Here is a 23652-nt window from a genome sequence, read left to right as displayed (position 1 = left end):
AGGGGCTTTTTTATGGGAGCAATAAAAATATGGCTGATGCAATAACACTTGAGCAGTTAGCTAATGCAAGCTTAGATGCTCAAGCATTAGAGACTGCAATTAATGCAGATGACAACACTGACGTGACAACACGATTAGACAGACAATATCCGTCTTTAGCTAAAGCGATGCGGTTAATTGTCGAAAATAGTTTGATAGGTGCAACGCCTTTTACTACATACGCTCAGATGACTGAATCATCTTTAGCTAATGACAGCTATGCAGTAGTAACAAATGATAGTGACGTTAACAAAAACGGCATTTATCAAAAAAAAGATGGGCAGTGGCAACTATCAAAATACAATCCAACTGTGCAGTTGCTTAATCAAATGAGCGAGCTGGATGCAGGATATAACCAAGTCATACACGATGCAGACGGCAATAAATACGATTTTGCGATTGTGAACGATATACTCAAAAAGATAGCGTGGGGCATGAGCAACACAACAATGATTGCACCAAATCATCGGTTAGAGTTTGATGACGAGTTAAGCGGTTTTAGTGATAGTGTGGGTCGTAGTGCAATGTCAGTACGACCAGACGGTGCAATACAACTTGGGTCGCTAATGCTTGAGTCTAGCCAAACTGGGGCGATTAGCATACAAGACCAAGCAGGACGTGCTGCATTACGCATAAGTCCAAGCGGTACTGTATCTATCTATGACTTGCAGTCGCCATCTTTAGTATCAACATCAAGTAAGCCGAATCTACAAGTCGGTTGGCAACGCAAAGACATCAACACAGTGATTGTTTACGGTCAATCTCTCAGTGACGGCTCAGTATCAAGCACGGGCGAGTCTAGCACTGGCAATGAGATAAGCACCACTCAGCCTTACGCTAACGTCATGCTTGCTGGCGGTACACGCTCAGAGCCACAGCATAGCTTTTACTCTACCGATTTTGCGCCGTTAGTTGAGCAGTCAATCGGGCAATTTAGTGACAGTGGCAATAAAGGCACGTATAACACAAGTCAAAACGAATCCCCTGTGTCAGGTACTTGTAACGAGTTTACAAGACGCTGTTTAGCTAATAGTCAAAAAGCGACCCCGCAAGACTTTGTTATGTGCGGCATGGCATCGGGGCGAGGCGGTCAATCGCTAGAAAATCTAACAGATGGCACTCAGTTTGCTGTCGTTGAGCAACACATTAAAGATACTGCAAACACTGCAAAAGCTCAAAGCAAAACGCAAGCACTATCAGCAATAGTATTTATTCAGGGGGAAGCTAATCACCATGCAATACTGCGAGACTTAAACAGCTTTGACCCCAGCATTACAGCAGATATATATGAGTATCAAAGACGTGTCGAGCGGTTGATTAATAAAATTGATGATGTTGCTATTGCTAATTGTGAGAATCAAGATTATCTGCCGTATGTGTTTACATATCAGACGGAAGCGCACAGGTCATACAACTATACAGGCACAGAAAAATCACTGAACGAAAATCCGATTGCCACCGCACAGTGGTTTATGAGTCGTAGCAATGAGCGTTTTGTACTCGCTATCCCTGCTTACGCACTACCAAAAAATAACAGGGATAAAGTACATCTTACACATCTTGGCTCATGGCTCATGGGTGCATACATCGCACGAGCCATGGAATATACGATGCACCGCAAACAAGGTAAGTGGCGACCTTTAGAGCCAACACACTATAACTGGACTGATACACATTGCGACATTGAGTTTTATGTACCCTGTGGTCAGCTTGTCTTTGATACATTTTTTTGCGCTCAGCAACCAAATCAGGGGTTTGATGTCTGGATTGATAAAGAGCTGCAAGCATCTGCTATCAGTGCAGTCACACTGCTAGATAGCAAAACGGTACGAGTCAGTTTTAGCGCACCGCAGCCTGCTAATGCTCAACTGAGTTATGCGCTTGGAAGACAGGAAACCGCACCAAACAGTTACGGCAATCTCAGAGATACACACGGTGACAGCGATATAGTCACAGACCCACTTAATAATCAGCACAAACTACACAACCCATCAATCATGTTTAACATCCACAAAACACGAGGATTTATCTAATGTTAATCGTAAACAACTCAGCTAATTTTACCAATATGCCCGCATTTGGCGGCATTGGCCAAGCTCAAAATCTAGTATTTGGACTACGTGCAACAAGTCCAACTAATACTATCAATCTCAGTGATAAAGCTAATAAAGCTGTCATTACTAAAAACACGGTTAAGTACTCAAGCACAGGCATCATCGGCGGTGTAGATGAGTATTTGCAAACCGACTTAGTGCCGACATCACCTAATCTGACTATAAAATGTGTGTGTAAATTCAAAGATTTGCCAACTGACAAAGGCTTAATAGTCGGCATAGCAGGTGGCTTGGATGGCAATAATGGTGTCGCATTAATGATGGCATCAGTACAAAACGGCTCAAATTATAATTATGAGTTGCGACTATACGCATCAGCAAATAGTGCCGCAGTGTTGCGCAGTGTCAGGCATGTTTTTGCGACAAATAAAAAACTCACAGTATCAGATGAGCTTAAAATCTGGGCAAAAATTGATAATACAACTGATACTATTTACATAAAAGTCAATGATGCCGAATGGCAAACAACAAAATTCACTGGAGATGATTACAGTAATCGCAATGATACCCCGTGGCGAATCGGCTCAGTACCTAGATTTGCAACAACTGACAGCGCCCGTGTCATCATTAGCGAGCTGTTAGTCTGGGATAAAATCTTAACAGACACAGAGATTGAGCAACAAGATAAATTATCACAGCGCTGGTTATCAACATTATCATAACTATATAAAGACCTCGTTATGAGGTCTTTTTTATTGCTTAAAAAAGGAGGGCGATATGCCGCAAAACAATTTGGATATCATCTTAGTTAAGCTGATGGTGTTTTTGCCAAAAGCTTTTGGTGCTGTCATTGGTGCAATTTTAAGTCTTGTGTTATCTGGCGATATTGATACAGATGGTAAATTACAACTAAGTATTGGTGTTATAACAAAAGTAGTGGTATCAGCGGTTTCAGGTGCATATCTGGGACAGTTGTTTATTGATTATAAAGAACTGCATAATTTAAGCGTGATGTCACAAGGTGGCATTATGATGCTCTGCTCAGCATTCTCGTTGCTCGTACTTGGTATCTTTTATCAAACAATAGAAATGAATAGAGGTAAGCGACTTAGTGAAATTGTCACTGAAGTAAAAGAAGCATTTATTGCTATTTTTAAGTAAGTTTTAATCAACCACAAATCCCGCTATTCAGCGGGATTTTTTATATCTGGAGATAAGTATGAATTACATCGAGCAAATCCAAACCGCGCTTAAAAATGCGGGCTATTACACAGGTAAGATAGACGGCATCGCAGGTAAATTGACATTAAAAGCGGTCAATGACGCATTAGCTCAACAATCTGATACAGAAGTACCAGCATTGCCAATCGGCAACTATATACTATCTGAAAAGAGTCTTAAAAATCTTGAGGGCGTTAATAAAGATTTAGTAAGAGTAGTCAAGCGAGCAATCCAAATTAGCGAAGTTGATTTTGCTGTTAACGAAGGTCTGCGAACAGTTGCACGTCAACGTCAGTTAGTGGCAAAAGGCTACTCACAGACGATGAAATCTAATCATTTGACTGGCAATGCGGTAGATTTAGTGCCTGTTATAGACGGCAAGCCAGATTTTAAAACTTGGGCTAATTTTTACAAAATGACAGAAGCAATGCAAAAAGCCGCCGAAGAACTAAACGTAACTATTCGCTGGGGCGGTTGTTGGCAAGTCATTAATGGCAAATCGGGAAATCCTAAGCAATGGGTTGATGACTACGGAGCAGCAAGACGCAAGCTCGGTAAAAAGTCATTCCCAGACGGACCGCATTTTGAGATTTACCCTTGAGATTTTAATCTATCAATATAGTCAGCCCATTTTTGCATCATATCTCGTCTATCGTCTAAAAATGTAGTGCGATTGTAAGCTCTGCCGTGCATATCTTTGACTACATGTCCAAGTTGCATTTCGACAAGCTCTTCATCATATTTTGAGTTTCCAGATGGTTTGAGTCGTTCAACAATTATTGTACGAGCAGATGCTCTAAAGCCATGTATTGTTTGCTGTTCACCAGTGTAGCCAAGCCGTTTTAATGCTTGGCTCATTGTATTTTCTGACATTGGTTGTGTTGTAGTGTGGATTGCAGGAAATAGATAATCGCTACGTTTATGCTCTTGTAATTGTTTGAGTAACATAACAGCTTGTGTGGGCAGTGGCACGATTAATGATACACCTGTTTTACGCTTAGTTTTGCGTGGCGTAAACGACCATGTCTCCTCTTCTAAATCAAAATCCTCCCACTTTGCATGCCTCAATTCACCAGAGCGGACAAACAGCATAGGCATTAATTGAAGTGCTATTTTTGTTTCGAATGTTCCTTGATAATCATCAATAGCTCTAAGTAACCGCCCAAATTCTTTTGGGTCAGTAATAGCAGAAAAGTGTTGTACTTCTGGAGTTTTTAAAGCGCCTTGTAAATCATGAGTGACATCACGTTCAGCCCTTGCTGTCTGCACAGCATATCTAAAGACCTGACCAGCTAATGAGCGCATTTTCTTAGCTGTTTCAAGATAGCCCTTACTTTCAATGTGACGACAGGCATCTAGTACATCTATGGGTCTAATTTGAGTAATCGGTGTACTTCCGATAAATTCATTTAAATATTTGGCATATCGCCGATTATTTTTTAGTGTGCCAGATGATAAGTGAGTTTGTCTGTCTATATATTCTTTTGCTATGGCTTCAAAAGTATTGTTCGCCTCAAGCAATTTTTGTCTCTCATCTTCTTTTCGTTGTTTTTGCGGGTCAATATCTTGTGCCAACAATGATTTAACTTCCGCTCGTTGTTGTCGTGCTTGAGCTAAAGTAATGTCAGGATATTTGCCCAGTGTTAATGTGGCTCTTTTTTTTGTGACTGGACGTGTATAGTCAATACGCCATGATTTAGTACCATTTGTGCTGACATATAGATACAGGCCTTCGCCATCACTGAGCTTGTATGGTTTGTCTGTAGCTTTGGCTTTGTCTACCTGAGTATTTGTAAGAGGTTTTGTTATTCTTGCCATTTTTACGGTATCCATTTTGCGGTATTTGATTAATACCGTACATGATACCGTAAAAATTACGGTAAGTAACGGGTCGTTATGGGCTGTTATGGGTCGTTATGGGCAAATAAAAACCCCATAGCACGTGGCTTAAGGGGTGATATGGGTAGTTATGGTTATGTAATATGGCACGCCCACCAAGACTCGAACTTGGATCGGTCGCTTAGGAGGCAACTGCTCTATCCTGTTGAGCTATAGGCGCAAAGAAGAGATGATGAGTCATCAATTATAAGAAAAATAAGGCTACTTATTCTAGCAAATTAACAACCAATATCAATATTTTCCTAACAATATTTTTGCACGACTTTTATCATGGTTGAAGATTTACAATCATCTACAACATTGAGCTGGCATGTAACAGGCTGTCCACACGTGCATGATAAGGGTCAATGCTTTGTAATCCTGCCTGTTTAAAATCATTTTGGCTATGCGTGGTTAGTAAAAACTGGCTAAATAAAACACTGCTGTCTTCATTAGCAATGATTTTACTTTCATAGAGAGTGTGTCCTTGTTGCGCAAAATCCATTCGATAATGATTTAAGGTTGCCCATTGTTGGACAGCTTGTGTGACGGGGATATGCGGTTGAGTGGTTTTTGGGTCGGTATCTTGAGATATAGTCGATGTGTTTTTTGCCAGACTTTCTGCTTGTCCAGTACTGGAAAAGTAGGGTTGCACCACTTTAGGAAGCTCTCGGGGTAAAAGAACCACATCTGCACCAAATGTATCAATATCTGCATCTGTCGCAGATGCTAATGATGATAAATCTTGATAGTTAATTTCTAAGGTGATGTTAGGATAGTGACGGATAAAGCGTTGTACGATAGGCTCTAGTGCAGGTTTTAGTGTTTGTTCCGCAGTCACTGTTAAATGTTGGGGGGTAACGGCTTGAGCTGTTGCCTCAATGTCATTAAAGTTTGCTGAAAGGCTGGTAATAATCGGTAAAGGCGCATTAATCTGCTGATTATAATGCCATAGTAGGGCATAGATAGAAGCTAGTAAGCCAATGATAAATAACAACATACCTCCAATAATACGGCGAAATATGATTCGAGAGGCATGAGATGTCAAGGATGACGGTAAAATTGACATATATAAATACTGACCTAAAATCACCTAAAAAAATCTAGAAATAATATTTAACAGACTTAAGTAAGATTAATTTTGAGAATTACCATGACGCATCTCATCTTGTAATTCAGCCAGCATGTCATCAAAAAATGAATCAGATATTTCTACATCTGTGTCTGCAATTGAGTCTGTAATATCTGTTTCTTTTGCATTGACAGCAGTTGATGAGTCATTGGTTTTTAAAGGGTGCGGGTTGCTTGGGCTTTCTAAGTGTTCTGAGTTTTTAGCACGCTCATTGATAGTTTCATTTTTCGGCACACCCATGCTGTCATTATGAGTGGTACGGTTATTATTGGCAGTGGTTACTACTGTTTCTTGCGTAGCGGGTGCTGTCAGGCTAAGCTCAGTGACTTGTTGTTGGGTTTTAGAACTGTCTGGCTTGGCTGGTGAGGCATTCTCACTCTCTGTTGTGGTGATGGGCTGATGGGTTTGTAACCAGTCATAGCCATTTGTTTCCCACCACTTTAAAAAGAAAGTTAACGTACGTCCTTTTAAGGTTGGCGACCATGTATAGGTTGGTAATTGTTGAGCCAGTGCCTTATCGGCAATACGTTGGCTTTGTAATAAAAAAATATCATCAGGGCTGTCAGTATAAGGTTGGCGACGTTGCCACGCCTGACTGTCAAGCTTCATACGAGGCAGTTTATAAAGATTGCCATTATGATAGACGACGTAATAGCGGTCACGAGAGTGAACAAATAAAGCGGTGACAGGTCGAAGAGGCATAGTATGTCCTTTAAAAAGGTCAATGTAATATAATCAATAAATGACTAAAAGCTACCGTATAGGTTTACTATAACAACCATACTATCTGTAATTTTGTATTTGGTTGCTTTAAATCAGTTGTCATCTTGTTTGACTATTTTGATTATAGGTTTGATATAAAGATATGTTATCAATAATGACTAATAAAAAATAAGCGACATTAAATGTCGTTTTATAATAAAAAATAGCATTTTTTTTCAAATGAATCTGTTATAGTCAGTTTATCATGTTCCAGTTTTGTATGCGATATCTACCTATTTTACTGCCTATTTGACAATTTTTTATAATTGCTTCTTTTGCAATCAATTCCTAGCTTTTTATCCTGCTAGATATTTACGTTGTTAGGTTCTTACATTTTTATGTTAACAATTATTCAATCCCATCGAACAGAGCGTTTGGTTGATTTTGTATTACAAGATTACCAAGCACCCAATCAGTCTATTTTTGATAAATTTATTGTCATTGTACCATCGCTGGTATTAGGGGATTGGTTGCAAAAACGTATTGCAGAAGAGGCAGGTATTAGCACCCTGATTACCACAACATTTTGGGGGAAGTATCAGTGGGAGTTAATGCAAGATGTGTTAACGCATTACAATCGTTGGTTAGTAGAGGTAGGCTCGCCTGAGCCGATTTTAAAAGTGCCAGAAGTGGCTGTATTATCGCCCACAGTGATGCAGTGGCGGATATTTGGTTATTTATCTGAGTATCTTGAGCAACGACTGCAACATCCAGCCGATGATGAGCCTCTGTATAGCCTGTTAACAACTTTATTAGGCTCATTGTTAGTATCATTGATGGAGATAAGTAACAATCCTGCGCAAGATATAGATATTCAACAGACAAAAGAAGACATACGCAGTCAGATTGACCAGCGAGTGTGGCAGTTGGCAGGTGATTTGGCACGTGTGTTTAATCGGTATTTGACGCATCGTGATGAGTGGCTACAAAAGTGGGACAACGACGAAGCGGTTGATGTGGATAAGCTGATTGCTGAAAAAGACAAGCTGAGTGAGCGTTTTGACCATTTTTCTGCTGAGACACCTGCATGGTTGGTGGCGCATTATCAAATGCTAGAAAAAGTTCAGCGCCATTTGTGGCGGGTGTTATTTTGTGATGTGCATCAACATCGTCAACGTATTGAAGCACGGTTTTGGCAGGCTTTAAGTCGTGATATGGGGCAGACTAAAAATGGTTGTCGGGCGATTTTGCCTAAGCGTTTAACATTGTTTACCATTCAGCAGTTGCCCCAAGCAGAGCTGGATTTTATTGAGCAGTTGTCTCAGTATGTGCAGATTACACTACTGCACTATAATCCATCACAACTGTTTTGGGCAGATATTGTGGATAAACAGTGGTTGATGCGTCAGCGTATTATTAATCCTGATAGTGTTTTTTTACGAGATTATGGGCATACGTTGTTATCACAGATGGGTAAGCAGTCTCGTGAAGTGTTTGCAATGTTGGCGGGGCTGTCAGGGAATGAGGATTATGATAAAGGCGATACGCAGTGGCGTGTGGCGTGGGTGGATGCCTTTGAAAGTGAGGAACACATTGAGAATGGAGATGGTACAGAGGTAACCGCTTCAGGCAAACAGGCAAGTTTACTTCAGCATTTGCAACAGGATGTTTTGATGTTGACAGAAACAAGTACCCGCCAAAAAGCCTCGCAGATTGTCAGTGAGCAGTTAAGTAAACAAATGACAATGCTGGATATGGAGGTGATTGAGAAAAAGCGCTTTCATAAGACTCGGCAATGGCAACTGCAAGATAATGATAATAGCCTAAGCATTCACTCTTGCCATAACTTACAACGCCAGTTAGAAATATTGCGAGGGATGATTGGTCGTTGGTTAAATGAGCCAAGTGCTGATGGTCAGGTGCGTCATGTATCAGATATTGTGGTGATGTTGCCTGATGTTGAGCAACATCATGAGCTGATTCAGTCAGTTTTTGTCAGTGGTCAAGGACAAGATGGGTTGACATTACCAGCTAAGATTACAGGGGTAGTGGATAAGTCGATTCGTGAGCTATGGCAGGCAATTATTGGTTTTTATCAGCTTTTGGGGCGTAATGATGCTCGGTTTGAGGCGCATGAGGTGTTTGATTGGCTGATGTTACCTGCTTTGTATGAGAGTATGGGGTTAAGCCATGAGCAGATGAGCCGAGCATGTGAGCTGTTATCGCAGGCAGGTTTTATTCGAGGCTTTGATGAGGCACATTTACAAGCCAGCTTGCACATGGCAGATTGTGATTATCGCTTTAGTTTTGCTTATGCGCTTGACCGCTTAGTGATGGGGCTAAGTATGCCACAGGCAAGCAGTAGCGATGCACTTTATCCGTTGCATTGGGGGGCAGGACAACTGGTTGAAAAAACCTTGCCATTAAATAATATCATGTTGGCAGATGTACCAATTATTGAGGCATTGTGTCGGTTATATCAAGGACTGCATGATAACCGTCATTGTTATCAGCAGTCTGCCACTGCCAAACAATGGCTGACTCATCTTGAATTTGAGGTGATGCATCAATATTTCTCTAAGTTTGACCAAACCCAAAGTATGCGGGCAATTTTTAGTGCAAAAAATGGCTTTTTAGCCAGTTTGCGGGCAAATCAACATTATCAATTTTATCAGCAATCTGTTGAGCAGACAGACAAACCCGTGTCTCAAGAGCGATTACGAGATATGGAAAAAATGCCATTAAAGCTGTCATTTTTGCTAGATAGTATTGAAAAACAGCTTGAAAGTCAGCAAGTGAGTGCTGAGCCAACAGGGGTAATTACCTTTGGACGCTTTGGGGCATTGCGTAGTATTCCGTTTAAGTTGGTTGTGATGTTAAATATGAATCTGTCTGAGTTTCCAAATCGGGACATGGACAGTCGTTATGATTTGATGCAGGCAGGATTGGCAAAACGGGGAGATAGATTTACAGAAGATGATGATAACGGTGCCTTCTTAGATGCGTTGTTGTGTGCCAGAGAGGCGTGCTGGATTTTTTATAATGGACAAAGTTTGCATGACACACATGAGCATTTACCAGCCAATCCTGTCAGTGAGTTGTTGCAGTTTTTACAAGGAGAAGTGGACTGGCAGTGGTCATCTTTAGAATCTGAACAGATGCAGGCTGAGCAACCAGATACAGAAAAAGAGGCGACAGTTAATATATTGCAACGTTATATGCCAAAGCTTATCGAAACATGGCTGGTCACACAGCATAGTGCTTTACCATTTGCCACAGAAAACTTTTTATATACTCAGTCATCTCAGCTTGGTTTAGTTAATGAGTTGGACAGTAGTTTAGAGAGTGGTTTAAATAAGGGTGCAGATATCAAGCTGGATGGTTTACAAAAAGAAGAGCAACAAGAAAAAGGACAAAAAGAGCAAGCAAGTCATACAGAATCGTTTACACTGATTCAGCAGATTCAACACATGATGCAAAACAGTAAAATGCAACAAAAACAGCATTTTCCACCAGCACCATTATGGCGCTCTGTATTTTTTAGCTTGTATCAATCTAGGTTATCTCAATGTCAATATCAGCAGGACAGACAGCCTCAACAGAGTATGTCACTTACTCAAAAAAATAGCCTAAGCAAACCAAGTAAGCATACAGCGAATATTAGCTTACCAACCATCACTGAATATCATCAGATGGCGCAATTACTGGTACAAAGCGCACAACAGATTAATGAGTTAAGCAATGGTAAGACAAAGGCTCAATCAACAGATGTGACACATTTGGCATATGCCTCACAATTATCTGAGCTGTGGCATCAGACAGAAACATTGATTGAGCAACTTTCAAACAGCCCATTATCTATAAATCGTAAGCAAACAGCAGTAACGGTTATTAATCTATCAACTTTGATATATCAAGTAGCAAACCCTGCCAAGCATTATTTACGGGAACATCAGCTTAATATTATTGAGTCGGGTACTATACAGCAACGCATTGAGCCTTTGACCTTAAATAATCTAACACAATATCAGCTTAATGATGCTTTACTGGCATTGATGATTCAAAAAGAAGAAGGGACTCAATATTTATCAGAAACTGATATAGAGTGTGAAAATAAAAAAATGACTCAGCTTTTGTATGAGTTGCATCTGCCAGCAGGTGTGGCTCGACAAATGACGTTTGAGCAAAGCAAAACAAACTTGTTAACACAGTTGCAGGAGTTTGCGGAGTTGTTAGCAGGGCAGGGAAGCAGTATTTTTGAGCAGATATTGGCAATCACTGATAAGTCGCAACGTCAACGAGCCATAGCTGAGCAAATGACACTCACCCATGAAGTCAGCATACCTTTGGCACAGATGACGCTAAAAGGACAAGTACCATATTGTGCGACAGTTGATGAGGATATGTTAGCGGGAAACCAAAAAGCCAACGCCAAAAAAGAGATGCCTCAAGTGCGTCAGTGGTTCAAGGTCAATGCGTCTAGTATCCGAGCCAAGCATTTATTGCGTTTTTGGTTGTCTCATTTATTCTGGCAAGTTGCCCGTGCGACAACAGATAAGCAAGTGCAACAAAATGATGGTCGAAGTATTTGGTATTTTGCCAAAGGTGGTAAGTTAAGCTACAAAAATGCGCTGGCTCAGTCAAAAAATATTGGTGCAGAGCAAAAGGTTTATTGTTTTGCACTGCCTGCGATGTCTTGGCAAGAAGCCTTGTCTGAGCTATTTAAGTGGCTTCAGCTACAAGCAATAATGGCAAAACTTCCCATCATCTTACCTTTAGAGAGTGCCTATCAGTATGTTGCAAAGACTTTGCAAGCACAAGAATCTGCAAATACTTACCATATAGAAGCAAAGGATTTTGCCAAGTGGTTAGGCAATGATTATAAAGCACACCAAAGTGATGCTGAGAAAAACCTAGTCTATGATAGCTGTGCTAAACATGAAACATGGCGATTTATATTAACAAACGCACTGGCGCAAGAGGGAGAGAGTATCAGCCAGCAGGCTCAGATGGCGGTACTAGAGGATGCGATGGTGCATTTAGCCATGCCACTATTAGCCCCGATGTTAGAGACACTAGAGCCAATGGTTTAGGCTTCTAAATTTTAATTGTAAATTGAGTTTTTATTATGTCTGATACAAAGACGAATATCCCCCCTGCACTCAGTATCAATCTGCGTGGGCGTTACTTGATTGAAGCCTCAGCAGGAACAGGAAAGACATGGACGCTAACAGGCATTGTGTTGCGCTTGTTGATAGAAGCAGGGCGACCAAGCGAACACATCGTTGCGACCACCTTTACTCGCACTGCCTCTGCAGAGATGCGAGAGCGGATTCGTGGACGTTTATTAGATTTTTATCAAGTCGCTCAGTGGGTGAATACATTACGCAGTCAGCCCCAAAACTTGCGTTATCTTTATCCACAACGCCATACACACGATGAATCACCACATAAGTCAGAACATGAATCACAATATCGCTTAGACTTTACAGAGCAAAGCCAGCCCATCACTGATGCACAAGTACAAATTCAAAAAGACTGGTTATTACAACGAGCAGAGCAAGCAGGTATGCTGACGCTGGTATCTGACCCAATCAATCTGCATCTGATTTTATATTTACTGGCAGATGAGGGACAAAATCCATTACAAGTAGCCATTAAGCGTACAGCAACTGCACTGACAACACTGGATAAAATGTTTGTTGGCACACTAGACAGCTTGGCGCAAAAGTGGCTGATAGAATACAGTAGTGAAACAGGGTTTCAAAAAGGGGTGCAAATTAGTGAAGAAGAGTCCGCCATTATTGATGCCATTATTCATGATGAGCTTCGGGCATTTCAAAGTGAGCAGTATCAGCAACAACCAATCATTTATGAAATGCTTCAAGCGGGCAATCGCTTAACGCAAATAGCTGATCATCGTGATGCAGTGACTCGTGCATTAAACTTTTTACAAGCACCCATTGATGAGATAGAAGTCATTCCTGTTGATATGGCATCGTATCGTCAGGTGTTACAGGCATTTGTGGCAAATGATATCAGTGATATCAAACCTTATTTTAATAGCAGTTACAGTAAGGAGCATGGTCTGTACCAAAACAGTGTACTTGCCAAAAATTTACAGTATATTCCACAGCTACAGCAGTTAATCAAAGAATATGGCGTGCAGTTTACGGATTATATTGATGAGCCATTATCTAAGTTGTTAACTGAGGGAATTTTAAACGCATTTAAAACTAAGGAAGAAGGCGGTAAAGGCTTTAACTCTAAAAATCAGGAAAAGAACCGCCAAGCCTTTATTGCATTGCCAACCATACAACAGCTTTATAAGATTGCGACCTTATCCAATGCGTTGAAAGACTATCTACAGCAGTTGCTTTATCAATTAAATCGGCAGATTGCGATTAAGGTTCGACAAAAGCTACCTGCCATTTTAGAAGGGCGACAGGAGACCACCTTTTACTTGCAAATGGCACGGTTAAATGATGCCTTAGCAGGAGAGCAGGGGCGACAGTTGGCACAATATATCCGCCATCACTACCCAGTAGCACTGGTTGATGAATCACAGGATATTAATGGTGAGCAGGCAAGTATGATTCGCACCATTTATCTTGATAATGTGAAGGATACAAAAGGTTTTTTATTATTGGTTGGTGACCCAAAGCAAGCAATATATGGCTTTCGGGGGGGTGATGTTGCCAACTATAATGTCTTAAAACAGCAGTTTCAGGATAAACAAATCTTATCATTGAGCCAAAATCGCCGTTCCAATGCGTTATTGATTCAAGCGCTAAACCATTGGTTTGGCTGTGGTGCAGAGGAAGGGGAGGAAGGGGTAGCGTCAGCTTCGCCTCAAGCACAAAATTTATCTTTGCTAGGTGATGATATTTATTATCGTCATATTGATGCACATCGTACACAATCTTTATTGTCTTGGCATCAGGAAAGCTCATATCAAGAAGCAGAGCAAATATCATCTGCAAACAAAGCGTTAAAAAAAGCATTGTTGCCAGCACATGCTGTTAATCTGTTACAAATCACCAAGCCAAAAAAGTCCTCAGCAAAAGATACGGACACATCATCTACTGATGCACCCTCTATTCATGAAGATGCGTATGACCCTTACAAAGTATTGGCATTACATATTCACTATTTATTGCATAGTGGTGAAACATTGGCAGGCAGGGCAATTGATGCCAGTGATATTGCGATATTAGCAGTTACCAAACAACAGTTAAAAACCGCAGAAGCTGAGCTAAATCGGCTGAATATTGCCAGTAATAAAACAGCCGAAGTCAGTATTTTTAATACGCAAATGGCGGTGGATTTGGTGGCAGTATTAGAGGCAATGATGATGCCATATCGGACGGCTGTATTAAATCGTGCATTAATGAGTCGCTTTTTTGCACTGAGCATGCCACAGATACAAAGTATGGTCTCAGGAGAGTCTAATAGCGCTCAGGGATATAGTATCTATCAGCAAAGCTTTCGTCAGTGGGGTCAGGTATGGCAACGCTTTGGGATTTTATCTGCTTTGCAACAGTTATTAAGCCAGTCAAAGCTAACACAACAGCTACTCGCTGAGCCATTATTACGTGAGCAGGGTTTTGAGGTGGCACATCTACACCATGGCAGTATTTGGGAGTTTTTGGCAAGTCAGACAAATGGTGAACGCTTGTTGGTTGATTTACGCCAATTGCTTGATATTTTGGCGCAATATGGGACGCATCTGCGTGAATATCAGTTAATTGATTGGTTAAAACAACAGTTAACTGAGCAACCAACGCTGGAATGGGCAGTTCAGCAACCATTGGGTAGTCAGTCAGGGGTGCGTTTGATGACCATTCATAAGTCAAAAGGTCTGGAGTTCCCAATTGTCTATGTGCTGGGTATGGATGCTGATAAAAAAACGTTACGCACTGGTAAGTTCCCATTTTACTTATATGATAATGGTGCAACCAATCCGAGTTTGTGGCAACGTCGATTGTCACCCGTACCTTATCAGCATCATAGTGATGGCAATGATAGAAGAGATGAGAAATATTTTGAAAATATTGAGCGTAACAATAATTTAGATGAGTTTAAGCGCTTGGGCTATGTGGCATTTACCCGAGCCAGCGAGCAACTCTATGTGGTTGCAGGTGATGATGTAGAAACCAAAAGTCATAAAGACCGTCCCATAGCAGATGTTTTATCTGATAAATATCGTTTTACCCCATTAAAGCATTGGTTATATAGCCATGAAAGCTACCAGATTCCTGAGTATTTACAGCCTTATGTCAGTGCCATCACAGGGGAGATGGTTTGGCAATATCAGATAAAGTCGCACAAACAGAAAAATGATGCGTCATTAGCACAGGTCAATGATGACTATGCCTCTATACAGATGTTTGATTATGAACCCGTTTATCAAATGATGAAACGTCATTATTTTCAGGGCTGGGCAAAAACTAGCTTTACTGCATTGGCACGTAATCTATCGGAGAAACGCCAACACCTTGCCGTCAATGATAGTGGTTTTGCAGATAAAGACGGACTAGATGATATGTTGTTAAATGCAGAACATATGGTATCAGCAGACAACAAAGAAAGTAGCTTACAAGGTACTGAATTGGGTGATTTACCCATACGCTTTCGGTTTGTTAAAGGGGCAAATGCAGGAAGTTTTTTACATCAGATTTTTGAGTTTATTGATTTTCAAGCCAGTTTTTATACAGATAAAGACGGACAATTGATGCCCCCTACACAATGGTCGCAAGTCATTGATAAAGCAGTTTTAGAGTATCATCTACCAAGAGAATATGGTAGCCAATATGAGCCTCTTGACTCTCATAACTCTTATAAAAAGCAACAAGATACTGGTGATTCCTCTCATTATCAGTTGTGTCAGTGGGTCGCCGAGGTTCTGAACACCCCTTTACTTAGCTCAGCTCAGTCATTATGTCACATTCCAGCGTCACAGCGCTTGGCAGAAATGGGCTTTAATATGAGTTTAAAGCAAGGGTTTCGACCAGAGGATATTCATGAAGTATTTCAGACTTATTTACCTAATGAGCCTGAAAAGCACATTCATTTTGCCCTCGAAAAAGACAATGCAGTACAAAGTTATATGTATCGGTTTTTACGTGGGGAAATAGACCTTGTCTATGAGTATCAAGGCAAGTTCTATATTGTCGATTATAAATCTAATCATCTCGGAAATAGCCTAAGCAATTATGATGATAATAGTCTAAGTGAAGCCATGCAACATGCGGGGTATTGGCTACAAGCTTCTATTTATCAATTGGCGTTGCATCGTTATTTAAAGATGCGCATTGCAGATTATGAAGGCAATGAAGCAGATTATCTTGGTGGTGTGGAATATCTATTTTTGCGTGGTGCAAAGGTTGCAGAAGAGGGGGCATCTAGCTTTGGTCGGATTGCTTGGCAGATGCCAATAGATTTAATTTATGCACTAGATGAAATGTTTGGGTATGCCTCACACACAGCCCATTAAGCTCTATATTCAACTCAATATTTCGCTGTACCCCTTGCATATATTAGTCTGACGGGGTGAATATTTAGCAGACTTTATATCTTTTATCGTTTTTTATTTTGATTTATTTGGGAGGTGATGGTGTCACCATTAGAAAATAGCCTAAGCAAAGCATTAAATATTGCCAGTTATATGACCTTACGCAGTCAGCAAACTCAGCAAGCCTATACACAACAGCCTATAGAGGTGCAACAAGAAAGCAATATGTTATTTAAAGTGCTGTTTGTTGCTTTATATGAACAACTAGAAGCAGGGCATACTGTATTGGTCTTATCTGCACAGACAAACAACATGCCAATATCTCATAAGCTTGCGCATATTATGCCAGTATTGGCGCTATCAAGCTGGCAGGTAACTTTAGTACAGCCGTTAATTCTTGGGCTATATACAATGCTAAAGCCTTTAGAAACTATGGCTGAGCAGGATAGTAATGATAGTCACATTACTAATGATGAGGCGAGTCAGTGGCTTGCTATGCTGAGTGATTCGGAGCAAATACAATGGAAGCAGTTATTAGCCAGTGCTTACCTTAACAATGATGAGCAACGATGTGTTCAAAAGGTCTATGACTTATTACAACAGTTTGTGCAGTTTTGCTGGCGCTTTAATCAAGTGTTTACTAAAGAAAATAGCCTAAGCAATTTTATTGAACAATTAAATAACAATAACCACCACTGGCTCTATTATCAAAACAGCCATACTCCCAATATAAGTGACATACAAAACTACAATGCAACGCCAATTATCATTAATAGGGTAGAAAATGACTTTATCTGCTGGTTACACCGAGCGTGGATGGCAGAATACCAATTGGCATATCATATTCAACGTATTAGCTCACAACAGTTACCCGCTTTAAATATTGATGTTAAGGCATTACCTAAAGCATTAAAAGCAAAACAAATAGAAGCTATTGAGCTTGCCAGCCACTCTGCATTTAGTATCATCACTGGTGGACCAGGTACAGGAAAAACATATACTGTTGCACAAATTGTATTGGCATTATTTCAAAATAGCCATGTGCAAACAGCCACTAGCAAAGATGGGCTAGGGGAGATAAACAAAGAAGCAGTAAGTGAGGCAATATCTGAACCACCAGCACTTGCTTTGGCAGCACCGACAGGAAAAGCCGCCCAGCGCATGCAAGAGTCGTTACAAAATGCACTCAGCACACAAGAGGGTGACTTGATTGTACTGGAAGAAGCGCAAACCATTCACCGACTTTTGGCAATAGGGCGCTCTGGTGTCCCACGTTATAACTATCAAAATCCTCTGCCTTATGATGTGATAGTGATTGATGAAGCCTCGATGCTTGGTGTAGAGTTGGCAACGCACCTGCTTTGTGCAATTAAGCCAACAGCACGCTTGATTTTATTAGGCGATGCTAATCAGTTGGCTGCTGTAGATGCAGGTGCAGTGCTAGCAGATTTGTGCCGAATAGAGTGTTTGCAATCATATCATGTGGCACTAAAAGAGAGCCGTCGCTTTGATGAACATTCAGGCATTGGTAAGCTGGCAAATATCATTAATCGTAATGTCAATCCATCAGAATATGCAGAAAAAGTACAGCAAATAGAAGCGGTATTTACTGAGGCAGATGATGTCCGTTTTTATCCAGTGCTTAGTATTCAAGAGCATCAGGGTTTAGAGGATTCTGAGTTATCTCATTATTTATCTTTAAAAAATAGCCTAAGCAAATATAATCTATTCCAAAACCTTATAGCCAACTACCAAAACTATTTCAACCTTACAAAAAAATTAACAAGCTCAACAATCGCAAATTCCATACCACATTCTAGAGAGCAAGCATTTCTACAAATATTTGCAACATTATCTGAGTTTCGTATTTTAAGTGCTGGACATTTAGGTGAGCTTGGCGATGTTTTCATTAATCAACAAATCGCACAAGCACATCAAAAATATCTCAATTTACCACTATCCGACCAGCAGTGGTATCACGGTAGACCAGTGATGCTATTAGCAAATGACTATGATTTAGGGCTATTTAATGGGGATATCGGTATTTGTCTACATACAGGATGGTTAGAAGGGAAGGGGAATAATCAGTATCAGCAACTCTCTGAGCTAAAAGTATGGTTTGAAGGGCGTACACAACCTGTATCTATCCATCGACTGAGTGAAGAGAATATCAGCACAGCTTATGCGATGACCATTCATAAATCTCAAGGCTCAGAGTTTGACCAAGTTGCGGTGATGATGGATTTTGCACATCAACGCTTATTAACACAAGAGCTTATCTATACGGCCATCACTCGCGCCAAAAAGCAGGTTAGTATTTTTAGTGCGCCAGAGCTATTAGTACAAGCAGTGACACAACGCACTCAACGGCAAACAGGACTGGAAATCCAGTTTACTGCATTAAATTTTCAAGGACAATAAGGCAAATCAAAGCAAGCAAAGGCAAGTAGAACGAATAAAAATAACATGCCTTCTTAATCTTAAGAAGGCATGTCTGTAGTTAATAACTTTCTAGTTTAAAACTTGAGCATGCTACAGCTTATCTTCTTTGATGGCATAGATACCAGGCATATGGCGCAGATAGCCATGAAAGTCCATACCACAACCATAAACATAACGGTCAGCGACATCTAGTCCTACAAAATCAACATCAAAGTTAGACACTTTACGGTCATGTACTTTATTAAGAAGGACACAGCAGTTTAATGAAGCAGGATTTTCTTTTTTTAGCTCTTCAACAATGGCCTTTAAGGTAATCCCTTCATCAAAAATATCATCAATTAATAAAACGTGTTCGTCTTTTAAACTCACATCGGGTTTATATTTCCACTGTAGCTCATTCGTACCTTGATTATCACGGTAGCGTGTTGCATGAATATAGTTCATACGGTGATAAAAGGTAAAGTGAGTCAATAACTGACCAGCAGGAATCAGGCCACCATTCATCACAACCATGACGATAGGATTTAGCCCTGCATAATGCAGATTGACTTGTGCTGCTAAGCGCTCATAAGCCGCCGCCACTTCAAGGCTACTGACCAAACATTCTGAGTTACGTAGAGTTTTTTCGATTTCTTGATTGCTAAGTTGAGTCATGGGTCGTACCAATAAAAAGTTTAATCGCTTATTCTAACAAGATTTATGCAATATATCAGCAGTTGTTTAGGGGCTACTAAAGATTTTCTACCAATTTAAGGTCTGTTGAACAGTCATCTTCATAGGAAAAATTGAGATATTGGTTTTAATAAACAGTGACTTAGTCAAGGCAATGAACACAGGTAGCTTTTATTAAATTAATAAAAGCAGGAATATTAACGCTTCATCATGCAAATTTAGCGAATTTTTACATGAAAGTAAAAAGTAGCTATATCCTTTGTAGATATTAGCCTAACATGGTGAATGTTCAACAGACCCTATATATCATTAGCCCTATTATTCAATTTGAACAATAAAAGGTGAATAAAAATTAGCCAGTCGTTTTAGGGCAGGTTGGGGTAGTTGTGGTAATAACTTATTCATGGCAATCCCAAGTCCTGAGTCTACTGCCGTTCTAGCAATGGGGATAGATTTACGTTTAATCATACCTAATGGCAAAGTGTTGGTAAACTGATTCATAAAATGGTCTAAAATGGCATCGTTCATCGCCTCCAAGCCAGCCTTAAAAGTTGCTAGGTCAGTAGTATCTTCTGATACAGCATCAAAGCCCTGCCTGATTTTTTGGGCAGTATTAGCAGATAATGCCAAACCTATACGACGCTGACCCTCATTATCAATAAACATACTGTCATTTTTTAAAAAATAGTAGCTTTTAAGGACAGCTTGATTATCATCTTTCCCCATCAAGATTTTTAGTAAAGTCTCTGTTGCACTTTCAATACTTGAGACAATTTTTTGCATGGTTGCCTGTCGCTCAGGATTTGGAATCACACTGATTAGGTTAACCAATAGATTATCCATCATTTCTCGGGCGATGCGTTGTGCCAAAGCGTTACGGTATGGATAATAGTCTGTATCTACTTTATTAGAAATGATATGCTCTGCTTCTTCTATCATTTGTGTCAATGTATCCGAAGGTTTAAAGCCAAAATAATCGGTCATAACTTGCCTTTATCTATGTTTTATTTTCACTGTAAAAAATTAAAGAGAGTCTTGCTTTGTCATTTTTTTGTGACAATATATGTCTATATACTATTAAGTGTGTATATTATGAGCTTCAGACTTTTATCTACTACTTATTATAAGTTTGGTTGAAGATTGTATCTTAAATCATATAGATATGATGTTTTATGCCAAAAATTTATAGCGTTTACTTTTGGTAATACTGAATCATATATTGGTAATCATAAAAATAGCACTAATATAAATGTGTTGCTACACACTTGGGAAATAAATATGTCAACAAAAAAATACAAGGGAATTACTGTGTCATCTCAACGTCTATTACACATAATTAAATCAAAAAAATTTAAATACCTTCCCAAAGTTTTGACCTTAAGTATCATTAGTGTGAATATGGCATTATTAAGTGGTTGTCAGTCAACAGCACACCTTAATAACGCCTCTAATAATACTTCCAATATTAATAACAGCACTTCTGCTCACCTGCCTGCAACAACTGGCATCCTAACACAAGATGTCAAAGATATTCAGTTGTTTAATATTAACGATACTCAGCCCAGCAATGCCCAACAAGCAAAAACTTTCTTTTTGCAGTCTTTAGAGCGCCACTTGAATACAGAGCATACAGCCGTGACTCAGTTGCGCTATCATGCCAGCACTTATGTTGGAACAGATGATATTGAGTCAGATGATGACAGCTTGTTTGAGACTTTTTTAAAGGTGCGAGAGTTTCAGAGAGAAAAATATGGTTATGCTACAGATGATAGTCTGACATCAGAAGCTGAGGAAAACCCTTTTCGACGTAAAGAGCCATATTTGGCAGATGAGAAGATTAGTAAATATATTCGCTATGATGATGAAGTCGCAGGTACTGTACCTTATGAAGGCTATGACATCAGCAAAGAAACAGGGCTTAGCTCTGAGTATAAAGATAGAAATAGTAAGCTATATGACTATACCTATAGTCATGATGATTGCGTTATTGATTATTCAGCACAATTAGATGACTTGGTTACGGATAACCCAGAAATTGATGGTGAAGATGAGCAAGTTATCGACTTAAAAAATGAATATGAGGCATGTAGCACATCCATTAAAGAGGAATATCAAGCAGATATAGATAGTGCGATTGGCTATCAGCCAAGCTATGTCACTGGTCAAAATCAATGTGCGAGTATCTTTCATCAACAAATTGATGCTTTGTTAAGTCCACAGCGTCCAGAAAAAGAAATCAGCTATGATGACTACGACAGTATTTATCAAACTTATTATGTCTGTTATGCAATGAACACTGCAAAGTTTAGACTTGAACCAGAAAAATATTTAGATAAGTTTAGCAAAAAAACGTTAGATATTGGTTTAGCAAAGATACAGTGTGGACAAGAGTTGCTTGATGCACATCAGCAATTGGATTCTGAGGGTAAAACCTATACAACCGATCCGCACAAGCACGCTAATTTATATTACAACAATTTTAATAATTGTCAGTTTGAGGCGCAGTATGCTGATTTTACATTGCCCAATAGTGAGGGCAGTGAGGACGATGACTCTAATCAAGATACTGAAAATGGGGTAGAGGTAGCCGAGTCAGAAGCTCAGGAAACTCAGATAGAACAAGTAGATGCTCAAAGTATAGGGGGGATTGAAACTGAGTATGAATCTGGTGATGAGAAATTTAAACATGATTTACTTAATCTAGATTTGCAAAGCTTTTTGGCAGATTATCGTGAGATGAAAGCGCAAGAAGCAGAAAAAAAAGCTAATAGCATAGAAGATGCAGATATAGATTCGTTGTCTGATATTTTGACATCTTCCCGCTTTCCAATGAGTGGTGGTATGGGTGTGGCTGGACTCAATATGTTACTTGGTCTGTCTCAAAGCACGCCAGCACAGCTACAGGCTCAAAACTATTATGCGTATCATCCTTTAGTGATTCATTCTGTTAGCCGTTATCAACCACATCAACAGAAAATTACAGGTATTTATAGCTATGACTTTAATATGCCAACATTCAAAGCATCAGTACAAATGCCAGTTGAGCTAAACTTTAAACAAGCCCAAATTACCTTAGACCCTTCAGCTATGATGCCTATTATGGCAATGATTTCACCAAAGCATACCCCTTTACCAGAAGAAATGGCAGGGAAGGTGGTGACGTTTGAGCTTCCTGAAGGTATGAGTAAAATCCCTGTGGGTGTCCTGCAAGACTCATTTTTACGTGCAATACAATTGGGATTAGATACACTGAATCCTGAATACTTTACTGAGATTAATTTGCAAGGCGATAGTTTTGCACAGCAAGTTGGTGCAAGTCGTGGCGTAAAACTATATCTTGGTAGCAAACAAGGCGGAGAGCTATTGGGTAAAATTCTGAAACATCTAAGCTATGATTTAAAAAATTACATTGCCCAACACCCAAATGATTTTCCTGAAGGTGCAGATTTAGAAGAAAGTATTGATAATTGGTTGCTATACAACCAAGGATTCCAAGCCAAAGATGTTGGCAGTATTTTGCAGATGATTGAAGCCATTGCCCCAATTAGCTTTGACCAGTTTAACTATTTTTATTTTGATGCTCGTGGTAATCTCATTGCAAAACAAAATAAAACCGATGTAGACAGCTATATATCACAATCTAGCTATAGTATTGTGTCACAAACTCGATTCGACAAACAGGCATTTTTATCTTCTCCATTGTCACAATCTCTAAATGAATTGTTTTTAAACCGTAATAATCGTATTGATGGTAATGAATGGATGCAGTCCATTGAAGATGAGCAAGCACTGGTAGATGAGGGAAGTTATGCACGTTATAACTATGATTTACCTGAGTTTGATGACGATAACGAAGATAATGAGTCTGATGAAATAGCTCAAGAGCGTTTATTAGATGATGATTTGGAAGATATGGAAACAGAAGAAATCATGAAAGAGGACAATACAGCAAGCCCAGATGAGTCTGTAGAGGATGCAGACTTACAAGACTATTAATA

At 39.8% G+C, this 23652-nt stretch carries 13 protein-coding genes and 1 tRNA gene; 8 read left to right on the top strand and 6 right to left on the bottom strand.

Annotated elements, in window-relative coordinates:
- Positions 1-29 precede the first annotated feature (29 nt).
- From FHK88_RS08850 to FHK88_RS08835, 4 genes are read left to right on the top strand one after another with little or no spacing between them, the layout of a single operon-like run.
- Positions 30-2072 carry a hypothetical protein gene (locus FHK88_RS08850; RefSeq protein ID WP_227430379.1) on the top strand — a complete coding sequence of 681 codons (2043 nt, stop codon included), beginning with the start codon at positions 30-32 and terminating at the stop codon, positions 2070-2072.
- Positions 2072-2815 (top strand): hypothetical protein, encoded by a 744-nt coding sequence (locus tag FHK88_RS08845; RefSeq protein WP_227430378.1) that lies wholly within the window; start codon positions 2072-2074, stop codon positions 2813-2815. The genes FHK88_RS08850 and FHK88_RS08845 overlap by 1 nt, the downstream gene beginning before the upstream one ends.
- A 55-nt stretch (positions 2816-2870) precedes the next feature.
- A complete protein-coding gene (locus FHK88_RS08840) occupies positions 2871-3254 on the top strand; it encodes a hypothetical protein (protein WP_227430377.1) in 384 nt (127 codons plus the stop codon).
- Positions 3255-3312: 58 nt separating this feature from the next.
- A complete protein-coding gene (locus FHK88_RS08835; RefSeq protein ID WP_264480651.1) occupies positions 3313-3915 on the top strand; it encodes a M15 family metallopeptidase in 603 nt (200 codons plus the stop codon).
- On the opposite strand, the gene FHK88_RS08830 is transcribed toward FHK88_RS08835, so the two are convergent.
- From FHK88_RS08830 to FHK88_RS08815, 4 genes are all read right to left on the bottom strand, one after another.
- Positions 3906-5132, bottom strand: a complete 1227-nt coding sequence (locus tag FHK88_RS08830; RefSeq protein ID WP_227430376.1) for a tyrosine-type recombinase/integrase — start codon at positions 5130-5132, stop codon at positions 3906-3908. The two genes, FHK88_RS08835 and FHK88_RS08830, sit on opposite strands and share 10 nt — an antisense overlap.
- Before the next feature lie 165 nt (positions 5133-5297).
- Positions 5298-5373 (bottom strand) — tRNA-Arg (locus tag FHK88_RS08825).
- A gap of 132 nt (positions 5374-5505) precedes the next feature.
- A complete protein-coding gene (locus tag FHK88_RS08820) occupies positions 5506-6261 on the bottom strand; it encodes a hypothetical protein (protein WP_227430375.1) in 756 nt (251 codons plus the stop codon).
- 66 nt (positions 6262-6327) lie between these two features.
- A complete protein-coding gene (locus tag FHK88_RS08815; protein WP_227430374.1) occupies positions 6328-7026 on the bottom strand; it encodes a hypothetical protein in 699 nt (232 codons plus the stop codon).
- A 398-nt stretch (positions 7027-7424) separates the two neighbouring features.
- Here FHK88_RS08815 and FHK88_RS08810 point away from each other — a divergent pair, with 398 nt between their 5' ends.
- The 3 genes from FHK88_RS08810 (at position 7425) to recD (ending at position 18961) form a co-directional block, all read left to right on the top strand.
- Positions 7425-12119, top strand: coding sequence for an exodeoxyribonuclease V subunit gamma (locus FHK88_RS08810; protein ID WP_227430373.1), 4695 nt, complete (start codon positions 7425-7427; stop codon positions 12117-12119).
- A 35-nt stretch (positions 12120-12154) separates the two neighbouring features.
- On the top strand, positions 12155-16522 hold the full coding sequence (locus FHK88_RS08805) for a UvrD-helicase domain-containing protein (RefSeq protein ID WP_227430372.1): 4368 nt from the start codon (positions 12155-12157) through the stop codon (positions 16520-16522).
- A gap of 117 nt (positions 16523-16639) precedes the next feature.
- On the top strand, positions 16640-18961 hold the full coding sequence (gene recD / locus FHK88_RS08800; protein ID WP_227430371.1) for an exodeoxyribonuclease V subunit alpha: 2322 nt from the start codon (positions 16640-16642) through the stop codon (positions 18959-18961).
- Positions 18962-19072: 111 nt separating this feature from the next.
- Here recD and FHK88_RS08795 read toward each other — a convergent pair whose 3' ends face one another.
- Together FHK88_RS08795 and FHK88_RS08790 are read right to left on the bottom strand one after the other, a co-directional pair.
- Positions 19073-19636: a hypoxanthine-guanine phosphoribosyltransferase gene (locus FHK88_RS08795; protein WP_227430370.1), complete on the bottom strand. Its 564-nt coding sequence runs from the start codon at positions 19634-19636 to the stop codon at positions 19073-19075.
- Between the two features lie 336 nt (positions 19637-19972).
- A complete protein-coding gene (locus tag FHK88_RS08790; RefSeq protein WP_227430369.1) occupies positions 19973-20638 on the bottom strand; it encodes a hypothetical protein in 666 nt (221 codons plus the stop codon).
- A gap of 294 nt (positions 20639-20932) precedes the next feature.
- Here FHK88_RS08790 and FHK88_RS08785 point away from each other — a divergent pair, with 294 nt between their 5' ends.
- The gene (locus FHK88_RS08785) at positions 20933-23650 is read left to right on the top strand and encodes a hypothetical protein (RefSeq protein ID WP_227430368.1); all 2718 of its coding nucleotides are present in this window, start codon (positions 20933-20935) and stop codon (positions 23648-23650) included.
- Positions 23651-23652 lie beyond the last annotated feature (2 nt).

The sequence above is a fragment of the Psychrobacter sp. I-STPA6b genome (assembly GCF_020662265.1).
In the GTDB taxonomy this organism is placed as follows: Bacteria; Pseudomonadota; Gammaproteobacteria; order Pseudomonadales; family Moraxellaceae; genus Psychrobacter.
The sequence above is the reverse complement of the archived record's forward strand: the minus strand, read 5'-3'. Positions and strand labels throughout refer to the sequence as shown.